Annotated in this window: 22 protein-coding genes; 17 read left to right on the forward strand and 5 right to left on the reverse strand. The window is 46.7% G+C overall.

Annotation, left to right across the window (positions count from 1 at the left end):
• Positions 1–54: 54 nt before the first annotated feature.
• The 4 genes from DC345_RS16720 (at position 55) to DC345_RS16735 (ending at position 5,113) form a co-directional block, all read left to right on the forward strand.
• On the forward strand, positions 55–2,034 hold the full coding sequence (locus DC345_RS16720) for an AraC family transcriptional regulator (protein ID WP_113054015.1): 1,980 nt from the start codon (positions 55–57) through the stop codon (positions 2,032–2,034).
• Between the two features lie 157 nt (positions 2,035–2,191).
• A complete protein-coding gene (locus DC345_RS16725; protein WP_113054016.1) occupies positions 2,192–3,229 on the forward strand; it encodes an NAD(P)/FAD-dependent oxidoreductase in 1,038 nt (345 codons plus the stop codon).
• Positions 3,230–3,453: 224 nt separating this feature from the next.
• Entirely contained in the window at positions 3,454–4,098 is a 645-nt protein-coding gene (locus DC345_RS16730; protein ID WP_113054017.1) for a hypothetical protein, read from the forward strand.
• Positions 4,099–4,636: 538 nt separating this feature from the next.
• Positions 4,637–5,113, forward strand: coding sequence for a hypothetical protein (locus DC345_RS16735; RefSeq protein WP_024630975.1), 477 nt, complete (start codon positions 4,637–4,639; stop codon positions 5,111–5,113).
• Positions 5,114–5,334: 221 nt separating this feature from the next.
• Here DC345_RS16735 and DC345_RS16740 read toward each other — a convergent pair whose 3' ends face one another.
• Positions 5,335–5,928, reverse strand: coding sequence for a thymidine kinase (locus tag DC345_RS16740; protein WP_113054018.1), 594 nt, complete (start codon positions 5,926–5,928; stop codon positions 5,335–5,337).
• Positions 5,929–6,112: 184 nt separating this feature from the next.
• Here DC345_RS16740 and DC345_RS16745 point away from each other — a divergent pair, with 184 nt between their 5' ends.
• The gene (locus tag DC345_RS16745; protein ID WP_113054019.1) at positions 6,113–6,325 is read left to right on the forward strand and encodes a hypothetical protein; all 213 of its coding nucleotides are present in this window, start codon (positions 6,113–6,115) and stop codon (positions 6,323–6,325) included.
• An 8-nt stretch (positions 6,326–6,333) separates the two neighbouring features.
• Here DC345_RS16745 and DC345_RS16750 read toward each other — a convergent pair whose 3' ends face one another.
• Positions 6,334–6,681, reverse strand: a complete 348-nt coding sequence (locus DC345_RS16750; protein ID WP_024630972.1) for a potassium channel family protein — start codon at positions 6,679–6,681, stop codon at positions 6,334–6,336.
• 185 nt (positions 6,682–6,866) lie between these two features.
• Positions 6,867–7,190, reverse strand: a complete 324-nt coding sequence (locus tag DC345_RS16755) for a DUF2627 domain-containing protein (protein ID WP_064636780.1) — start codon at positions 7,188–7,190, stop codon at positions 6,867–6,869.
• A gap of 244 nt (positions 7,191–7,434) precedes the next feature.
• Between DC345_RS16755 and lpdA the strand changes: the two genes are divergently transcribed.
• The 5 genes from lpdA to lipB all read left to right on the forward strand — a co-directional run bounded on the left by lpdA (position 7,435) and on the right by lipB (position 13,393).
• Positions 7,435–8,859 (forward strand): dihydrolipoyl dehydrogenase, encoded by a 1,425-nt coding sequence (lpdA, locus tag DC345_RS16760; protein WP_113054020.1) that lies wholly within the window; start codon positions 7,435–7,437, stop codon positions 8,857–8,859.
• 139 nt (positions 8,860–8,998) lie between these two features.
• The gene (locus DC345_RS16765) at positions 8,999–10,027 is read left to right on the forward strand and encodes a thiamine pyrophosphate-dependent dehydrogenase E1 component subunit alpha (protein WP_113054021.1); all 1,029 of its coding nucleotides are present in this window, start codon (positions 8,999–9,001) and stop codon (positions 10,025–10,027) included.
• A gap of 2 nt (positions 10,028–10,029) precedes the next feature.
• The gene (locus tag DC345_RS16770) at positions 10,030–11,016 is read left to right on the forward strand and encodes an alpha-ketoacid dehydrogenase subunit beta (protein ID WP_024630968.1); all 987 of its coding nucleotides are present in this window, start codon (positions 10,030–10,032) and stop codon (positions 11,014–11,016) included.
• A 48-nt stretch (positions 11,017–11,064) separates the two neighbouring features.
• Entirely contained in the window at positions 11,065–12,519 is a 1,455-nt protein-coding gene (locus DC345_RS16775) for a dihydrolipoamide acetyltransferase family protein (protein WP_113054022.1), read from the forward strand.
• A gap of 166 nt (positions 12,520–12,685) precedes the next feature.
• Positions 12,686–13,393, forward strand: a complete 708-nt coding sequence (lipB, locus tag DC345_RS16780) for a lipoyl(octanoyl) transferase LipB (protein ID WP_113054023.1) — start codon at positions 12,686–12,688, stop codon at positions 13,391–13,393.
• A 27-nt stretch (positions 13,394–13,420) separates the two neighbouring features.
• Here lipB and prli42 read toward each other — a convergent pair whose 3' ends face one another.
• Positions 13,421–13,522, reverse strand: coding sequence for a stressosome-associated protein Prli42 (prli42, locus tag DC345_RS16785; RefSeq protein ID WP_090810668.1), 102 nt, complete (start codon positions 13,520–13,522; stop codon positions 13,421–13,423).
• A gap of 81 nt (positions 13,523–13,603) precedes the next feature.
• Here prli42 and DC345_RS16790 point away from each other — a divergent pair, with 81 nt between their 5' ends.
• Positions 13,604–14,737, forward strand: a complete 1,134-nt coding sequence (locus DC345_RS16790) for a tripeptidase T (protein ID WP_113054024.1) — start codon at positions 13,604–13,606, stop codon at positions 14,735–14,737.
• A 126-nt stretch (positions 14,738–14,863) separates the two neighbouring features.
• Here the strand turns inward: DC345_RS16790 and DC345_RS16795 are convergent, their stop codons facing one another.
• Complete coding sequence (locus DC345_RS16795; protein WP_090810664.1) at positions 14,864–14,998, reverse strand: Z-ring formation inhibitor MciZ; 135 nt, start codon at positions 14,996–14,998, stop codon at positions 14,864–14,866.
• A 121-nt stretch (positions 14,999–15,119) separates the two neighbouring features.
• Here DC345_RS16795 and DC345_RS16800 point away from each other — a divergent pair, with 121 nt between their 5' ends.
• The 6 genes from DC345_RS16800 to DC345_RS16825 all read left to right on the forward strand — a co-directional run bounded on the left by DC345_RS16800 (position 15,120) and on the right by DC345_RS16825 (position 19,672).
• Entirely contained in the window at positions 15,120–15,695 is a 576-nt protein-coding gene (locus DC345_RS16800) for an NUDIX domain-containing protein (protein WP_113054025.1), read from the forward strand.
• Positions 15,695–16,915 carry an endonuclease Q family protein gene (locus tag DC345_RS16805; protein ID WP_397333674.1) on the forward strand — a complete coding sequence of 407 codons (1,221 nt, stop codon included), beginning with the start codon at positions 15,695–15,697 and terminating at the stop codon, positions 16,913–16,915. The genes DC345_RS16800 and DC345_RS16805 overlap by 1 nt, the downstream gene beginning before the upstream one ends.
• 187 nt (positions 16,916–17,102) lie before the next feature.
• Entirely contained in the window at positions 17,103–17,732 is a 630-nt protein-coding gene (spoIIM, locus tag DC345_RS16810) for a stage II sporulation protein M (RefSeq protein ID WP_113054026.1), read from the forward strand.
• A 108-nt stretch (positions 17,733–17,840) separates the two neighbouring features.
• A complete protein-coding gene (gene fur, locus DC345_RS16815; RefSeq protein ID WP_024630961.1) occupies positions 17,841–18,308 on the forward strand; it encodes a ferric iron uptake transcriptional regulator in 468 nt (155 codons plus the stop codon).
• A 157-nt stretch (positions 18,309–18,465) separates the two neighbouring features.
• On the forward strand, positions 18,466–18,708 hold the full coding sequence (locus tag DC345_RS16820; protein WP_024630960.1) for a DUF4227 family protein: 243 nt from the start codon (positions 18,466–18,468) through the stop codon (positions 18,706–18,708).
• 73 nt (positions 18,709–18,781) lie between these two features.
• Positions 18,782–19,672, forward strand: a complete 891-nt coding sequence (locus DC345_RS16825) for a tyrosine recombinase (RefSeq protein ID WP_113054027.1) — start codon at positions 18,782–18,784, stop codon at positions 19,670–19,672.
• Positions 19,673–19,729: the final 57 nt, after the last annotated feature.

Consider the following 19,729-nt stretch of genomic DNA (forward strand, 5'->3'; position numbering starts at 1 on the left):
AAAGACCTGTACAAGGTCTTTGTTCCTGGTGAGACTGGGATTGGAGAGTAATCGATGCAATTAAACGAACAGATGCAATGCTGGAACCACGCGGCTGTTAAAATTCTGGATATACGCCGAATCGTCATGGAGGCAGGGGAGATACAAGAGTCCTATTTACTTCCGGCAAACGCTTTTATATACAGTATTCGGGGTGCAGCTCAACTTAAAATGGATGGAAAAACACACGAAGTACAGCGATTCTGTATTCTGCATGGTGGTAAAGGATCATCACTGGATATTCGGGTGAGAAAAAAGTTTGAATATTATTTGCTGTTCTACAGGGCATTCCTTGCGTTCCCAACTCATCGTAAAACATGGCGGTTGCCACAACCTCCTCAGGGTGCTCCGTTCTCATTGCAATATGGATTTACGCCGAGCAATCCTCTTGTTATATTGCGCTTTTTTGATGAATTGGAGAAAGCTTGGGATCAGGCGAGCAGACTGGACTTGCTTCAAGTGAAAAGTTTGTTCTACCAATTTATTCATGAGCTGTTGTTTCAATTGGCAGAGCAGGAGGTCAGAACAGTGCTTCCAGACCCTATTGAGCAAACACTTCGCTACATTCAGCAACATTATAGGGAACAGGTAACTCTGGATTTTCTGGCTGAACAATTCAACTACAGTTCCCGTCATTTATCCATGCAATTTAAACGAAAGACAGGACACAGTCCAATTGATTATCTCATTCAAACGAGACTGAACAAGGCCCGGAAACTGCTTGTACGATCTGATGCCACCCTGCGTGAAATCGCGGCAGAAGTAGGATACACGGATGTGTATTATTTCAGCCGTATTTTCAAAAAACATGTGGGCCTGTCCCCCACACTCTATCAGCGGAAAATAAGAGACCAGACTCTTGCAGAGGATCGTCCATTACAATTCTCCGAATCGTCCATTGGCTGGAGATGGATGCGAGGATATATTGATTATGAGAATCATTATCAATATATAGACGGAGGGTCTACATCAATGAAAAGAAGAAAAACAAGCTCAAGCATGATTTTGGTTGCACTTTTAAGCATCACAATGCTTTTATCGGCATGCTCCGCTGGCTCAGCAACAACAACAGCTACGGGGGAAGGCACGAATGCGAACTCTTCTACGAGCACAGCCGCATCTTCATCATCAGATTCAGGTAGTCAAACGAACAACGAAAATGGAACACGCACGGTCTCCACGGTTAAAGGTGATGTGGTTGTCCCGGCAAATCCTAAACGGGTTGTTGTACTTTATCTTCAAGGAGATGTTGTAGCGCTTGGCATTAAGCCTATTGCGACTTCTGACGTATTTGATGGGGCTGCATATAAGAATGAGCTTGAAGGTGTAAATTCACTGGGCACCTGGTTTGAACCAAACCCTGAGGCGGTTATTGATCTTGACCCGGATTTGATCATTGTTCCTTCAGAAGAGACTTACACGCTATTGAAAGATATTGCACCAACTGTTTATGTCCCATATGAGAAATTGACAACGGAAGAAAGACTTCATAGTATAGCTAGCATTTTCGGCAAAGAGCAGGAAGCCGACGTTTTAATCGACAATCTCAACAGCAAAGTCGAAGAGAGCAAGAAAACACTTGCTGATGCAGGCATACTGGACAAAACAGCTTCCATCGTCGAGGGTGGGCTGAAAGAGATGGTCATTGTAGAAAGTAAGCAATACGGCCGAGGATCTCAGGCTATATACGAGTACTTGGAAATGAAAGCACCTGAAGCGGTCCAGAAAAAAATTGACGTCGTTTCCGACGCGGCAGGTTCGACCTTGTCCATGGAGGTTCTTCCAGAATATATGGGAGATTACGTATTTCGTTCGGTATATGAAGGCGCAGATAACCTGAACGATAACCCAATCTGGAATAGCATACCCGCTATCAAAGAAGGCCGTCTAATCGAAATTGACTTTGATTTCTTCTATTACTCGGATATCTATTCCATCAACAAGCAGATTGATTTCGTTGTCGAGCATTTACTGGCAGCACCCAAAGTAAAGTAATCAACAAATAAAAAAACGATGGTAGTTTTGTATAAGAAATGTTTGAATTTTAGCCATTGTAATTTGATAAGTTTCCCATTAGACTAGGAAAAGAGTGATAATGAGAATCGATATCAAATAGTCGAGCGTTTTGGATCGAACTGATGGAGGTAACTACATGGATCAGCATTTGGAATTATATGATGTAACAATTATCGGCGGAGGACCTGCCGGCATGTATTCTGCATTTTACAGCGGCATGCGTGATATGAAGACCAAGTTGATTGAGGCGCGGGATAAATTGGGTGGTCGTATGCTCTTCTATCCAGAAAAAATGATCTGGGACGTTGGCGGTGTTACCCCGATTCTGTGTGAAAATTTGATTAAACAGCTGGAAGAACAGGCGAGAACGTTTGAGCCAACGATTGTGTTTGAACAGCAAATTGAAGGATTTGAGCGTCAGCCTGATGGCACAATTCTGCTGACATCGAATACAGGAGAACAACACTGGACACGTACCGTCATATTGGCGATCGGGTATGGTATATATAAAATGGCGAAGCTGGAGCTTGAAGGCGCTGACCGTTATGAGGTTACCAATCTTCACTATACGGTACAGGAGCTGGAGCCTTTCCGTGGCAAACGGGTACTGATCTCAGGTGGAGGTGATTCCGCGGTCGATTGGGCCAATGAGCTAGAAGCTTTGGCAGAGCAAGTGACGGTGGTGCATCGTCGTGACCGCTTTGGCGGATTGGAGCGCAATGTACTGCGAATGAGAGAATCCTCAGTGGATATTCGTACACCATATGCCGTTGATACCCTACATAGTCAAAGTGGGGAGATCATCGAACAGGTGACAATATCCCATGTGGAGACAGGTGAGAGTGAAGTTCTTGATGTGGATGCGATTATCGTCAACCATGGCATGAAGAGTGATTTTGGCCCGATCCGGGATTGGGGACTTGATCTTGGTGAATGGCATGTGACCACAACAGAGAAGCTGCAAACGAATATTCCAGGCGTCTTCGCTGCAGGAGACTTTGTCGATTATGGAAGTAAATTGTATCTGATTGCTGGTACATTTACGGATGCAGCCCTTGCGGTAAACAGTGCAAAACTGTATATGGACCCTGAGGCGGAGAAAGTTGCCTATGTGTCTTCCCATAACAGCCGTTTTAAGGAGAAAAATAAAGCACTTGGGGTCGTGGAAGAATAGAATCTCTTCATATAATTGTAACTCCAAGTTCAAATCAAATGAAGTAGTTCTGGCTAATGCCGGAACTGCTTTTTTTGATTCCATTTTCGGTATGAACCTCCTCGAATTGCACAACATAGAACAGGCACCGGAATTGAACATGAATCATCAACTGTCTATAATGAGCCTTATATGTGGGGAAAAACATCAAGAAACGTCAAACAGATTAGAGTGGAGTTCAGAATATGAAAAAAGAATCTCAACGTATATCCACATTCATTCATCGGTGGTTCAAAGGCACTGAGAAAAAACGGATCAAATGGTCGGAAGTCTATCTCGCTGTTGCTGGAAAAATGCACCGACTATTGGTGGAGGGAAGGCGCGCACGTTCAGCGGCCAAAAGACTGCATCAGGATTTGCCTATTACCGCTTTGGGCCAGATGAAGCTGGAGCCGGGAGATATTTTATATACACCAAGTTCGGAATCGACTTATTACGCCGGGCATATGGGGATTATTGGACTGGACGGTAAAGTGTATCACGTACATCCTTATGGACCTGTGTTTGCCGATTCCTTGGATTGGTACATCACCCGCTTTTATGAGGGAGATCGTTTCATTGTGTTTCGTTCCCGTTTGAATCAGGCTGGTGTAAAGGCAGCGCAGTGGGTGCAGGATCATTACAAGCAGGTGAAATTTTACCGATTGCAGACAAATCTGCGCAGCATTGAACGAAACTATTGTTCCAAATTTATATATCAGGCGTACCAATTTACAACTGGACTTGATCTGTGGAGTCGCAAGTTTGTGAAGCTGAATCAGGGATATATCTATCCGTTTCGAATCGAGCGCTCACCTGCGCTGGAGGTACTTGGAACGTTTTATAAATAAGGCTAGTTAACCGACGGAAGTTCCCTTCTTCTACAAGAGGTTAGGGAAGGTTCTGTCGGTTTTTTTTGTATGCGTAGAGATCAAAAACAGGAAAAAGGCTCAAAACGTCGAATAGATTATGAGATAGTCATGCACAACTTGGAATCGTATACATAACCAATGCAGGATCAATTTTTGCCCAAGCATAAGCAATTCACCCCTTAGAAGGCAAACCAGGAAGAGAGAGAAAGAGATGAAATGGCTGAACTTTGTGCGCAGGTTCAAATCAAACTCAAACGTAGTAAACCTATCCGATTACACTCCAAAAAGCGAAAGGAGGCAATATTGTTCCATCTGTAGTAAAAAAGTGAAGTCCATCGTGCATTATGCGACTTCCCTGGGAAATGTTGCAGGTGTATGCAGTTCTTGTAAATCCGTGGCGGAACATCGAGGAATGTTACCCATTTAATAAGGAAGAGATACGCTCAGGAAATAACATTGCTTTGATTTATGAGCGTTTTTGTAGTACATTAGCAAATGTATTCGAAGGAGGATTCTAATGTACTCAGGTAGACAAGACGATACTTTATACATCATGACCTACACCTTAAACAGCGGTATCAAGGGTACGGTTCCACTGTCAAATAAGCAGATTATTGAGTGGCTGGATTGCTACAGAAATGAGAAGCGCTTCGTGACCGAAATCGGCAAGGAGTTTTTTGGATTGAATGCAGGATTGGTAGCAGATTTTAAAGTTCAGAATCATTTATCGGATTATCAGCAGACAATTATGCCTACACAGCAGCAGGATAACATGGAACGCTTGTCCAGCGCATATAAATCAACCGAGTTATTAATGAAGATTGATTGCAAATGTGGTACGGCATATGTTACGGAATCCCCATATAAGCGCACCAAATGGTACTGCACCAAGTGCAAAGAAATTGTATTTTTGGATGCCAAAAAAGGAATGGTAGAAACGTCGCGTGGCGACGCTTACTACATGACCAACAAATATTTTGTTTCCCGGGACTAGCGGGAGATGACGAATGGGAAGCATCGCTGTGAGGCGGTGCTTTTTTGTGTGCACAAAAACAGCTAATAACCGAGATAAGCAGAGGTATATTAAGGGTATGCTGGTAAAGGAGTACTAATAAAAAAAGCCCTGAGGGGCTTTTTTTGAAATCTCAGGAAACCTGTAGCAGCAGATACCGCCGATCAGAACCTATAGATTGATTATGGAAAAGCTAAGTCAGCTCAGCATTCAACTTTGTGAGGAGGAATGAAGCAGCAGCGACAGCGCGGCTCATAAGCTTCGGAATCGCCAATCATGACGACAGGTCCAAGCGTCACAGGCTCTCCATTAACGATACGCTGGGTAAAAGCCGCATCCGGGCTTCCGCATACGGCACAGAATGCTGACAATTTCTCAATGTCATCCGCCATGGCGAGCAAACCGCCTACATATCCAAATTCCTTGCCACGGTAATCCATATTCAGACCATCCACAATGACATGTTTGCCACAGTAGGCAAGCTCCGAGACCAGTTCCATGATGGCACTGCTGAAAAATTGTACTTCATCAAACGCAACAACATCAGCATCTTTGGTCTGATTCAGGATCATCTCTACGGATTCCGGGGTCAATTGCCGGGGAATGGAATGGGCAGGCAGACGATAGCCGATACGGCTAACTATCTCGTCTTGGGCAAATCGATCATCTTCGGCAGGTTTGTAAGCAACGACCTTTTTACGGCCAAATTGAATTAATTTCTGACAACGGCGAATGAGTTCACCGGATTTTTCACTAAACATAGGTCCTGTAATTACGGTAATTCGTCCTGTTTGCACAGTTCTGCTACTCCTCTCACATACGGGATTCAACAAAAAAAAGCGACCATTACAGAGTACCACAAAATCTTTAGTAAGAGCCAGAACTAATCTGAGCAGCTTTGTGTTACTATATGGATTGTTAAGCTGTTGGTTACGGCAGTGCTGTCCATAAGTCAGGAGCGATTGAAAAGAGGTGTAAACGATGAGTGAAGCATTATCCGAGTTACATGAGCGATATGAACGTTTGAAAAGACAGTCAGACCTTGACGAAGCAGCACAGGCGTTATTTGCAGATTTGTTCGCTGAAGCGGAGCGGCTGCAAACCAGTAATCTGACGCTGCGCAGAACGATTCTGAAGTCCTCTTCCAAAGAGTCGCGCATGTCTACCAAGCTGCGGGATGCATTATACGAATAACCCGGAGACTACTCCGGGTTCTCTTCTGTCTGCAATTTGCGGGGAAATAAAATACCTGCGGTAATTCTGGCAATCATGGCGAAGGTGAGGCCGATGCCTGCAAACATATAGATGACCGTAAATGCCTTGCCGAATCCGGTCGATGGTACAAAATCCGGATGTCCCACCGTTGTTAGAGTTACTGCGCAGAAATAGAGGGCATCAATCCAGTGCAGACCTTCAACGCGAGTATAAAATAACGTGCCTGAGAGAAGTGTCGCCGCAGTTAATACAAACAGAGCAAGGAACTTCTGGTCCTTGAAGGCATGGAAAATGCCTTTGAGCAATCTTTTTAGCGTAATGATAAACGAGACCATGTTGAACCATCCTGTCTATGGAAGAGTGGGCATTGTGCATATTCAAGATGCTAACTCTGAATTTATGCAAATACGTGTTTGAATAAATAAGCATTATACCTGATTGAGTACCGTATATAAAGGCAGATGTAAGGTTCGGATGTTGAAATGTTGCGGAGCCAGAAAAAATGACAAAAAGCCCGGACTCAGGAAGTCGTACCGGGCGTCTCTGCTTTGTCGGCTGAGGGTGCGCTTTTTGAACGAAAACGGGGTCCTACATAATTACGCTTGCGGTCACGGAACAGAATCCAACCTCCCAGAAAACTCATGCCTGCGGCGAACAGGACAAGTCCTCCACCAAAGGAGAGCCATTGAAATCCTGGTGAGATCTGCTCGTTCCCATGCTCGGCATAATACAGGAAAAGGGCGTCCTTCATCATTAGAAAACCCTTCATTGCCATTAACCCGGGAATGACCAGAACAATAATCGCCACGAATCGTGCAAAGATCAGTCTAGTATTCATCACCATTAAACTCCTTCTGCCTGAGGTTGACGTAAAATAAAGGTTGCGCTTACAGGTCATACCTGATTCCATCATAGCTTGGTTTTCAGAAGCTGTCCATGCGTTTCGGGGTCAAATTTTGAGTTGACCGCTCAAGGGGAGTACAATGGAATATAGATAACGTCTATGAAAAAGAGAATCATTCGAATCATCATCTTACAAATATATTGAAATTGTATTGAAATTATATGGATAGAGGAGAACATTAAAGATGCCAATTACATGTGATGTTGCCATTCTTGGAGGAGGAACGGGAGGGTACGTTGCTGCCATCCGTGCCGCACAGTTAGGAAAACAGGTTGTTATTATTGAGAAGGATAAGCTGGGAGGCACCTGTCTGCATCGTGGTTGTATTCCGAGCAAGGCTTTGCTGCGAAGTGCAGAAGTGTACGCTGAGATACAAGAGAGCGAAATGTATGGGATTGAAACAGCTGGAGCAACACTTGTATTTCCTAAGGTTCAAGCGCGCAAGGATGCAATTGTGGAGCAGCTTCATCAAGGTGTGCAGTATTTAATGAAAAAAAATAAAATTCAGGTCGTACACGCCAAAGGGCGCGTGATCGGACCTTCCATTTTCTCCCCTCAGAGCGGTGCAGTGGCTGTCGAGTTTGAAGATGGCGAGATGGATACGGTTGTGCCAACCAACCTCATTATTGCTACCGGGTCTCGCCCACGGGTACTGCCAGGTCTTGAGCCAGATGGTCGGTACATCATGAGCAGTGATGAGGCTTTGCGAATGGACGAATTACCGGCATCCCTGATCATTGTTGGTGGTGGTGTGATTGGCCTCGAATGGGCCTCCATGTTGAATGATTTTGGCGTCGAAATTACAGTTGTTGAAGCCGCTGCTCATGTATTGCCGGCAGAGGATGAAGATGTAGCCAAGGAAATGCAGAGATTGCTTGGGAAACGTGGTGTTCGTTTCCTAACAGGCGCCAGCGTTCTGACAGAGACATATAGCATACAGGAAGACGGTATTCAGATTGATGTCAAGCTGGGGGATGAGAAGCAAGAGACCCTGAAAGCGGACAAGATGCTGGTGTCGGTTGGTCGTCAGGCCAATGTCGAAAATATCGGACTCGAAAATACGGATATCAAACTCGAACGCGGATTTATTGCTGTGAATCAACATTTGCAAACGGGTGAGGGACATATTTATGCAATCGGCGATGTCATCGGCGGATTACAGCTGGCGCATGCAGCGAGCCATGAAGGTATTTTGGCAGTGAATCATCTGGCGGGTGAAACGGTACATGCCGTCGAATCACATCGAATTCCGCGCTGTGTCTATACTCGTCCGGAAGCAGCGAGTATCGGATTCACGGAGCATGAGGCCAAAGAGCGTGGTTATGAAGTGAAGACAGGCAAGTTTCCATTCCAGGCGATTGGAAAATCATTGGTTCACGGAAGTCGGGATGGATTCGTGAAGGTAATCGCGGATTCCAAGACGAATGATATATTGGGAGTACATATGATCGGTACCCATGTGACGGAACTGATCGCAGAGGCCTCTTTGGCTCAGATGCTGGATGCTACACCTTGGGAAGTTGGACAGACGATCCACCCTCACCCTACTTTATCGGAAATCATGGGTGAAGCCATGTTGGCAGTAGACGGAAAATCGATTGGAATGTAATCCGGACAGGCTTATGAGAAAGGTCCTTTCCTTTTTTGGGCAAATGGGATTATAATAAGGTTAAGGCAAGTCTTAGTACCAGGTTATAAGATCGGGTAGTAAGACGGGCATAGGCTCTGATTAAAAGGAGGTACCTCATATGAGTTCAAAAGGTACTGCAGACGCGGTCCATCGGCATAAACAGCTGGGACTTAGCGATGGTGAAGTATTGGATATGTACAAATACATGCTGCTCGCACGCAAGTTTGACGAGCGTTGCTTGCTCTTACAGCGGGCCGGCAAAATTAACTTTCACGTATCCGGTGTAGGACAGGAAGCTGCGCAAGTAGGCGCCGCATTCGGCCTGGACCGGGATCACGATTATTATTTACCGTATTACCGCGATTATGGTTTTGTACTGGCGGTTGGCATGACTCCACGTGAGTTGATGCTGTCTGCTTTTGCGAAGGCGGAAGATCCGAATAGTGGCGGACGGCAAATGCCGGGTCACTTCGGTCACAAAAAGCTGCGGATTGTAACGGGCTCCAGCCCGGTTACCACACAGGTCCCGCACGCTGTCGGGTTTGCACTGGCTGCCAAGATGAAGAAGCAAGAATTCGTTTCTTTTGTAACTTTTGGCGAAGGGTCAAGCAACCAGGGCGATTTCCACGAAGGTGCCAATTTCGCAGGTGTTCATAAACTTCCTGTGATCATTATGTGTGAGAACAATCAGTATGCCATTTCGGTGCCAATTCACAAGCAGCTGAGTGGTAAAATATCGGATCGTGCACTTGGTTACGGGTTCCCCGGATTGCGTGTAGATGGAAATGATGCACTGGAAGTATACGGTGCAGTCAAAGAAGCTCGTCGCCGCGCAATCGCTGGTGAAGGACCTACACTTATTGAAGCGATGATGTATCGTTTGTCTCCACACTCCACTTCCGATAATGATCTGGCATACCGGACCAAGGAAGAGGTTGAAGAGAATTGGAAGAAGGACGGCGTGCTTCGCATGAAGAACTATTTGATCGATTGCGGCATCTGGGACGAAGCCCGGGATGCGGATCTGGCTTCCCAGCTTGCGCTGGAAATGAAAGAAGCGACTGAATATGCAGACAACGCGCCATATCCGAAACCTGAGGACACTTTGACGCACGTTTATGCGGACAGCGAAGAAGGGGGACGGTAATCATGGCGGTTATGGAATATATTGATGCAATCCGTCTCGCGATGAAAGAAGAGATGGAACGGGATGAAAATGTCTTTATCCTTGGTGAAGATGTCGGAGTCAAAGGTGGCGTGTTCACTACAACCAAAGGGTTGCAGGATCAGTTCGGCGAAATGCGTGTCATGGACACACCTTTGTCCGAATCAGCCATTGCAGGTGTAGCCATTGGCGCTGCGATGTACGGTATGAAACCTATTGCCGAGATGCAATATTCGGATTTCATGCTGCCTGCAACAAATCAGATTATTAGTGAAGCGGCCAAAATTCGCTATCGCTCCAACAATGACTGGAGTTGTCCGATTGTTATTCGTGCGCCGATTGGCGGCGGTATTTTTGGAGGCCTGTATCACTCCCAATGTCCGGAATCGATTTTTTTTGGCACACCAGGTCTGAAAATTATAGCTCCATACTCGGCATATGATGCGAAGGGATTGCTCAAAGCAGCCATTCGTGACCCGGACCCGGTTCTCTTTTTTGAAAATAAAAAATGCTACAAGCTGATCAAGGAAGATGTGCCAGAAGATGATTACATCGTTCCGATTGGTAAAGCCAACGTGCTTCGCGAAGGAGCAGATATTACGGTTATCGGTTATAGCCAGCCACTTCATTTTGTCATGCAGGCTGCCGAAGAGCTGGAGCGTGAGGAAGGTATTACTGCCCATGTACTGGATCTGCGTACATTGCAGCCACTTGATCGCGAAGCCATCATTGCATCGGCTCGTCTGACAGGCAAAGTGCTGATTGTGCATGAAGATAATAAAACCGGTGGTGTAGGAGCGGAAGTTGCAGCTATCATCAGTGAAGAATGTCTGTTCGAACTGGATGCTCCGATTCAGCGTCTCTGCGGACCGGATGTACCGGCAATGCCGATTAGCCCAACATTGGAGAAATTCTATATGCTGAGCAAGGACAAAGCCAAGGAAGCGATGCGTACACTCGCCGAGTATTAAGTCGTGTAGTGAGATAGTTTAAAAGCAAAGTTTGGAGTGATATAACCAATGAGTATGAAATGGATCGAGGTCATTATGCCGCAGCTGGCGGAATCGCTGGTCTCGGCTACCATTGCCAAATGGTTGAAAAAACCGGGTGACCGGGTTGAACAATACGAACCGATCTGTGAAGTGATTACGGATAAAGTCAACGCTGAGATTCCATCAACTGTTGATGGAATTATGGGTGACCTGTTGGTCGAAGAAGGTACGACCATTGCGGTTGGCGAAGCCATCTGCCGCATGCAGGTAGCTGCTTCTGATTCGGAAGCAGCAGAACAAGTAACACAAACTTCGCAGCAACAGAATGGTGATCATGTTCATGCACAACAAAGTGCGAACTATGTACCTGTTGCTGGTGCAGCGGGTACAACAGGTCATGATCCCAATCAGCCGATGCGTAACCGCTATTCTCCTGCGGTTCAATCCCTTGCAGCGGAACATGGTCTGAACTTGCAGAGCATTCAGGGCACTGGAGCAGGTGGACGGATTACACGTAAGGATGTACTGACAGTGATTGCACAGGGTGGAAACACGGGCGCAACGTCTGCACAGTCTTCTACTGTAGCAGGACAGCATGCCTCTTCGGGAGTAACTTCAGGTTCTCCTTTCAGCGGATTGAATCGGGGGAATGCAGACTTGGGCGTATCTGCAGGAGAAACAGTTCCAGCAGCCGACGCAGGCGTTCCTGTAAGACATTCCGGCATACACCTGACCGAAAGTCCGAAAATTCCGCAAATCGAAGTAGAGGGTGGCGGACAAGGAAGATCCGAATACTTCATCGACGTTACTCCAGTTCGTAATGCCATTGCTCGTAATATGCGTCAAAGTGTATCGGAAATCCCTCACGCGTGGACGATGATTGAAGTAGACGTGACGAACCTGGTGATGCTGCGCAACAAACTTAAGGATGAGTTCAAGCGCAAAGAAGGTATCAATCTGACGTACCTGTCCTTCATGATGAAGGGTGTCGTCAATGCCATTAAAGACTACCCAATCATGAACTCCGTCTGGGCTGTTGACAAAATTATTGTCAAACGGGATATCAACCTGTCGATGGCAGTAGGTACAGAAGACTCTGTACTGACACCCGTAATTAAACATGCGGATCAGCGCAACATCGCTGGCCTGGCTCGTGAAATTGATGAGCTGGCACGCAAAACTCGTGAAGGCACATTGAAGCTGGATCATATGCAGGGCGGTACATTCACGGTTAACAATACCGGATCATTTGGGTCGATTCTGTCGCAACCTATCATTAACTACCCGCAGGCGGCGATTCTTACATTTGAGTCGATCGTCAAGAAACCTGTGGTCATTAATGACATGATTGCTGTCCGTTCCATGGCGAACCTTTGTCTCTCCTTGGATCATCGTATTCTGGATGGAGTCATTAGCGGACGTTTCCTGCAACGTGTAAAAGAAAATCTTGAAGGATATACCATGGAATCGAACGTGTATTAAGAGAGAGCAATTGCATCATTTCAATGAGTTACTAATGATGCCAAGCGCTGAATAGATGGATAATGGGAAAGTGTATGTGCCAATGGCCGTGCACTTTTCCCGTTTTCTTCATTAGAATGCTCATCATTATACAATGAACATTGAAACAGAAGGGTGTGGGGGAATCATGAGCAAGCCGCTGGATGTTGTGTACATACCGATGCTTGATTATGAAGAGGCTTGGAACCGCCAGAAAGCGATTGTGCAGCAACTGGATGAGGGAGAAGGCGCTGAACAGATGCTGTTGCTCCAGCATCCGCCGACGTATACGATCGGTTCACAGAATCACCCGGAGCACCTGCTTCTTAGTGAAGACGAGCTGCGGGAGCAAGGCATCTCCTTGTTTCAAATTGACCGCGGCGGTGATATTACTTATCATGGCCCTGGCCAGTTGGTAGGTTACCCGTTACTTGTTCTTGGGCGGGATGAAGCCTTGGATTTACATGGCTATTTACGTTGTCTGGAGCAGATGATTATTGATTACCTGGCTGATCAGGGTATTGAAGCGGGACGTAAAGAATCTTACACAGGTGTATGGATCGGAGATTTGAAAATTGCCGCCATCGGCGTAAAGTTCAATCGGTGTAAACATCGGCGCGGCTTCGTGACGAGTCACGGATTTGCTTTTAATATCACCTCAGGCATTCAGCACGCAGGCTTTCAGGGGATTGTTCCTTGCGGGATTGAGCAGTATGGTGTGACCTCGTTGGAGGATATTACAGGCAAGACCTTCACTGTAGAGCAGGTTGCGCAGGATATCGTTCCATATTTTAATCGGATTTTTCCGTATGAGATTACCTGGATTACAGAAAAAGAAGCCCTTCCCCGTCTGTAAATCAGACAGTCAAAAGGCTTCATGTTTCTATCCGAACAATAAAGGTTCGAGCGCAATGAAAAGGGTGGACCCAATCATGGCGAGCAGCATGAGATAGATAATGATGCGGAACCATTTCTTTTTTTGCATGAAGAGAACTCCTTTCAACAAATAAATAAACAGACCATAGTAATTGTATTGTACCGTATCCACGAAAGGTAGGAAAGTCCTATGATAAAACAGCAACGTGTTATTGATCAGTTTATGGAACTGGTGCAGATTGATAGTGAAACAACCCATGAACAAAATATATCAAAAGTGCTAAAAGATCAGTTTACTCAGCTGGGCCTCAGTGTATATGAGGACGACACTATGGAGAAAACCGGACATGGTGCGGGTAATCTCGTAATTACCTGGGAAGCCGAGGGTGCGGAAGAAGCATCACCAATCTTTTTTACATGTCATATGGATACCGTAACGCCTGGACAAGGAATTAAACCTGAGCTGGGTGAAGATGGCTGGATTCGCAGTGACGGCACGACAATTCTGGGTGCAGATGACAAAGCGGGGATCGCCGCTTTGTTTGAAGCGATTCGAGCTATTCAAGAGAACAACCTTCCACATGGAAAAATTCAATTTGTGATTACCGTAGGTGAAGAGTCGGGTCTGGTTGGTGCACGCGCAATGAATCCGAAGGATATTGAAGCCGAGTTCGGTTATGCCCTGGATTCCAACGGAGCCGTGGGTACTATCTGTGTGGCTGCTCCAGCCAGAGCTGAAATTCAGATGAAGATCTATGGGAAATCCGCACATGCGGGCGTGAATCCGGAAGACGGCATCAGTGCCATCCAAGTGGCGGCCAAAGCCATTGCAGCGATGAAGCTGGGACGAATTGATGATGAGACTACGGCGAACATCGGCAAATTCCAGGGCGGATCAGCACTGAACGTCGTCTGCGATTTTGTGCAGATTGAGGCTGAGGCACGCAGTATTGTGCAGGAGAAGGTAGAACTTCAAGTGGCCCAGATGCGTGAAGCATTGGAAACGACATGCCGCAAATACGGTGCAACCGCTGAATTCCGCAGTGAGATCCTGTATCCTGCATTTGGCTTCCATGATGAACATGAGGTTGTTCAGCTTGCACAGCGTGCCATTCGGAGCCTGGGGCTGGAGACTAGCACGTTTGCATCCGGTGGTGGCAGTGATGCCAACATCTTTAATGGGTTCAACATACCCACGGTCAACCTGGCTGTAGGCTATGAAGACATCCATACGACGAAAGAACGCATCCGAGCCGAGGATATTGTGAAACTATCTGAAGTGGTTGTAGCTATTATTCAGGAAACGGCTGCGAGTAAAAAATAATCAAAGAGACTGAGGGTGAAACTCCCCCGTTCTTCAACTGAAAAGTCCGAATCCGGTACAAACCGAGTTCGGACTTTTTGGCAAAACCATGTTATATTTCATGGGTATTGCAGACCAAGAATAGAATCATTTACGTCCAGCGAGCATATCGATTAACTTAGCATCTGGACCCCACTCACGCACCCATTGTTTGAGTATGAGCTGGACTTGTCTGGCTTGTCCGACCACGTGTACGGATTGCGGTGTTAAATAACTGTTCATTGGTTGTCCCCCTGATTTGTTATATTTGTTTGAAATCGCTATAAGCTCACCATATGCCAAAATACAGAGCTTTATACGTATAAAGAGAACCAAAATTCGAAGAAGTGGAGTTGAAGAACAGATGAATTCAATCAATCATAAGCATCCTGCCAATCCAAAACTTGACGAAGAGACGATATCGACAAAGCCCATCTTCGAGGGCAAAGTTATTTCCCTTCAAGTCGACACGGTCAAGCTGCCTAACGGTCAGACCGCTACCCGTGAGATCATCCGTCACCCTGGAGCAGTAGCTGTCCTCGCGCTGAATGGCGATCGTATGCTGGTCGTTGATCAGTATCGTCAGGCCATGGGACGTACCGAAGTTGAGATTCCGGCAGGCAAACTGGACCCAGGAGAAGAACCTGAAGTGGCAGCAGCGCGTGAATTGCGCGAAGAAACCGGTTATGTAGCCAAATCACTGCGGCATCTGCGTTCGTTTTACACTTCGCCGGGATTTGCGGATGAGATCATCCATCTGTACATCGCTGAGGAGCTCGAAGCAGGGGACATGGCTTTGGACGAAGATGAATTTCTTGAAGTGTCCGAGATTACAATTGAAGAGGCTTATCAGTTGATGGATCAGAATCGGATCAGTGATGCCAAAACGATGATGGCTGTGTATGCATGGGATCTTTACAGAACGACAGGACGGTTTTAATGATGAATGAGCAGCAGGCAGCGTCTGCAGGGTGGGAGCCTTGTTATGCAGATCTCCATATTCACATTGGACGAACTTCGCGCGGTGAAACAGTTAAAATCAGTGGCAGCCGTGATTTGACATTCGAGAACATTGCTAGAGAAGCCTCGGATCGCAAAGGAATTCATCTACTCGGTGTCATTGATTGTCACTCTCCGGTTGTACAGCTGGACATCGAACAGCTGCTTGAGAACGGCACGATGTCCGAGCTGGAGGGAGGGGGTATTGCGTATCAGGATACAACCATCCTGCTGGGTACGGAATTGGAGCTGCGTGAGCCAGGAATGCGGGAGTTTCATATGCTGGCCTACTTCCGTGATCTGAAAACCATGAAGTCCTTCACGGACTGGATGAAACGTTATATGAAAAATGTAAACCTGAGCTCACAGCGGGTATATGTACCCGCACTTGAGATGCAGGCCGAGATAAAGGCGCGTGGCGGGCTAATTGTGCCAGCGCATGCGTTCACACCGCATAAAGGCATATACGGAAGCACAGCCCCTCGTATGGCCGATGTGCTGGATACTAGCCTGATCGATGCGGTTGAGCTTGGGCTAAGCTCCGATTCTTCCATGGCCAGTTATATTCGGGAACTGGAGCAAGTTCCTTTTTTAACTAACTCGGATGCTCATTCTCTGGGCAAGATTGGACGAGAGTACAACCAGTTACAACTCGAGAAGCCTTCCTTTGACGAATTCAATATGGCACTTAAAGGACAGGCAGGTAGAAGCCTTACAGCCAATTACGGTTTGAATCCAAGACTTGGCAAATACCACCGCACCTATTGTGCATCTTGTGGAAGCATTATGGATGAGCAAGCGATGTCGGCAGAACGTTGTCCATACTGTGGCAGTATGAAACTTGTGCAAGGTGTGCTCGATCGCATACTGGCAATCGCGGATCGGGAGAGTCCGCATGTTCCAGCAAACCGACCGGCTTATCACTATCAGGTACCATTGGAATTCATCCCGGGTTTGGGGAAAGCCAAATTGCGCCAGCTGCTGGATCGTTTTGGTACCGAAATGAACGTATTACATCGTACAAGCGAGGATGAACTTGCAGAGGTCGTTGGACAGGTACTTGCAGGTCTTATCGTTGCTGCGCGGAATGGCCAACTGGAACTGTCATCTGGTGGTGGAGGCACTTACGGAAAAGTGTCCAACAAGGAAAGAATAGAGTAAAGGAGTTTACGGCAGGTTCGTAAAGTGAGTAAGCACCATTTGGTGCGGGAATGGCATTTTGTCATGGAGAAGGAATTGGAATCTGGACAAGAAGTCATACGTGTGCTTTCCGGTTCATAAGAATGACTATGAGGATTTCACTCGTTATCCTTGCAGCATGATAACCGGAAAGGGGACCCGTACCTGTATGCGTTCTGCCTACTTCACATTCAAAGGCCAAACCTCTTTATATGTATTTGTGGCTGTCTTGTTCCTGGTGGGTGTCATTTTTGGCGCCCTGATGGTTAATGCCCTATCCCTTGAACAGCGCCAGGATCTGGAGGGATACCTCGGTAACTTCTTCATGACGGTACAGCACAGCGGACAAGTGATTGAGACAGGAACCTATTGGGACATTGCCATGCTTCATTTAAAGTGGGTTGGTCTGATTTTCATTCTGGGCTTATCGGTCATCGGTCTGCCGGGCATATTGGTTCTGGATTTTCTGAAAGGTGTGCTCATTGGTTTTACCGTGGGGTACCTTGTTGGACAGTATTCATGGAAAGGGCTGTTGTTTGCCCTGGTTTCCGTTGCGCCTCATAATTTATTCGTGATTCCGGTGCTGCTCATTTGCAGTGTGTCGGCCATGACCTTTTCGTTATACATTATTCGGAACCGTGTTCTGATGCAGCGGACACCAGGTCGTCAGAAACCTTTTGCTTCATATATCGTGTTAACTCTCGTTATGGCAGCACTGCTGTTAGGGGTTGCGTCATTTGAAACATGGGTTACACCTGCGATGATGCGCTGGGTCACACCGATGCTGCTACCAGCTTAGCTTTGCGCGTGACAGTGTAAAATGTTGACTTTAATTATGTACTCCCCCTATAATGAAAGAAGTGGGTTAAGTTGCAGTGTGCAGTGATTTCCTAGGGGGAGGGAGAAAATGGAAGCACGGATCGATAAAATTAAGCAGCAACTACAGTCCCAAGGATATAAATTAACGCCCCAGCGGGAAGCCACCGTAAGAGTACTTCTTGAGAATGAAGAAGATCATCTGAGCGCAGAAGACGTATTCATGCTCGTGAAAGAAAAGGCTCCCGAAATCGGTCTCGCAACCGTGTACCGTACCCTCGAACTGCTGAGTGAGCTGCATGTTGTAGAGAAAATCAACTTCGGCGACGGTGTAGCGCGTTATGATCTACGCGGAGATACATCCAAGCATCACCATCATCACTTAATCTGTGTTCAATGCGGAAGTATGGATGAAATACGTGAAGACTGGCTTGGACCGCTTGAAGAGCGACTGGAGCGGGAATTTAACTTTTCGGTAGTAGATCACCGACTGGATTTCCATGGGATTTGTTACCGTTGCAAAGCTAAAAATGACCAGAAGCCCAAAGACGAAGAATAACATAGCATATCTTCAAGCTCTCACCGGCGGTTTTGACGGGAGAGCTTTTTTGGTCCAGCGTGTGATGTGAGGTTTACCCTGAATGTCATATTCCTGTGTTCGGTAACATACCCTGATTCTAGACGAGTCGGATTCGAACCAGAAAGGGGTACAACCCATGATTATATCGCTGCGGAGAGGACTCCGTTTTATTCGATTTATCGTATTTTTTGCTGCATTAGTTTATCTGTTCTATCATGTCCTGGATTTGTTCAACGGATGGATCTCACCTGTGGACCAATATCAGATGCCAACAGGAAATGCGGTTAAAGTATTTCAGGAAACGGTTTGGCCAAGTAACGGGGAAGGACGTCCTACAATGGCAGAGCGTCTCCGTTTATTTTATTGGTACGGAGAGTAGCTGGACAGCCAGGGATGCAAATACGGAAGCAGGTTGCCCGTGTGGCAGTCCTGTCAGATGAGGAGCGTTGTGCATGAAGCAGACGATACACGCCTATGCCTTATACTTGGAAGAGGATAAAGGGATGTCGAGCAGCACGCTGGAATCGTATCTTCGGGACGTGGACAAGTTCATCGAATTTGCGGATAAAGAATACGGTATCCGGGAAGCGGAGCAGGTGCGCCGGACGCATGTTATCCTGTTTATAGGTCAGCAGAAACAGGCAGGACGTGCGAATGCAACCATTGCCCGCAGCGTCGTATCACTGCGCTCCTATTTTCATTTTTTGATGCGGCGTGGTGACATATTACAGGACCCTACGTTTGATGTGGAGGCTCCAAAAGCAGACAAGACACCGCCGCAGGTGTTGACCGTCCAAGAGATCGAATTGCTGCTCGTCTCCCCCGATACCCGTTCACCGCAAGGGGTGCGTGACCGGGCCATGCTGGAGCTATTGTATGCGACAGGCATTCGTGTATCTGAACTGATTGCACTGGATGTGCGGGACGTACAGCCAGGCATGCGCTTTATCCGCTGTGGAGGTGCCGGTAAAGAACGGATTTTGCCAATAGGTGCGCCTGCAGCAGAGTGGGCAAGTGTTTATGTGAACGAGTACCGCAACCTGCTAATTAAAAATGATACGGACGAGCAGGCTCTCTTTGTCAACGTATCTGGGAAACGATTAACCCGTCAAGGATTCTGGAAGTTGCTCAAAAAAGCAGCGATGGATGCGGGAATATCGGGTGAAATTACACCACATACGCTGCGTCATTCCTTTGCCGCTCACCTGATTGCCAGTGGGGCAGATACCCGCGCGGTGCAGGACATGCTCGGTCACGTGGAGCAGCCTGGGCAACAATATGGACATCATGGCCGCAAAACGATGAAAGAGATTTATGAATCTCATCATCCGCGGGCAAAATAGTTTCTACTTGGATATAAATCTGCAAAAAAAAGCGGAACAATAGTCCGATTTAGGATA

Origin of the sequence: Paenibacillus taichungensis, assembly GCF_003287275.1 — a bacterium.
In the GTDB taxonomy this organism is placed as follows: Bacteria; Bacillota; Bacilli; order Paenibacillales; family Paenibacillaceae; genus Paenibacillus; species Paenibacillus taichungensis_A.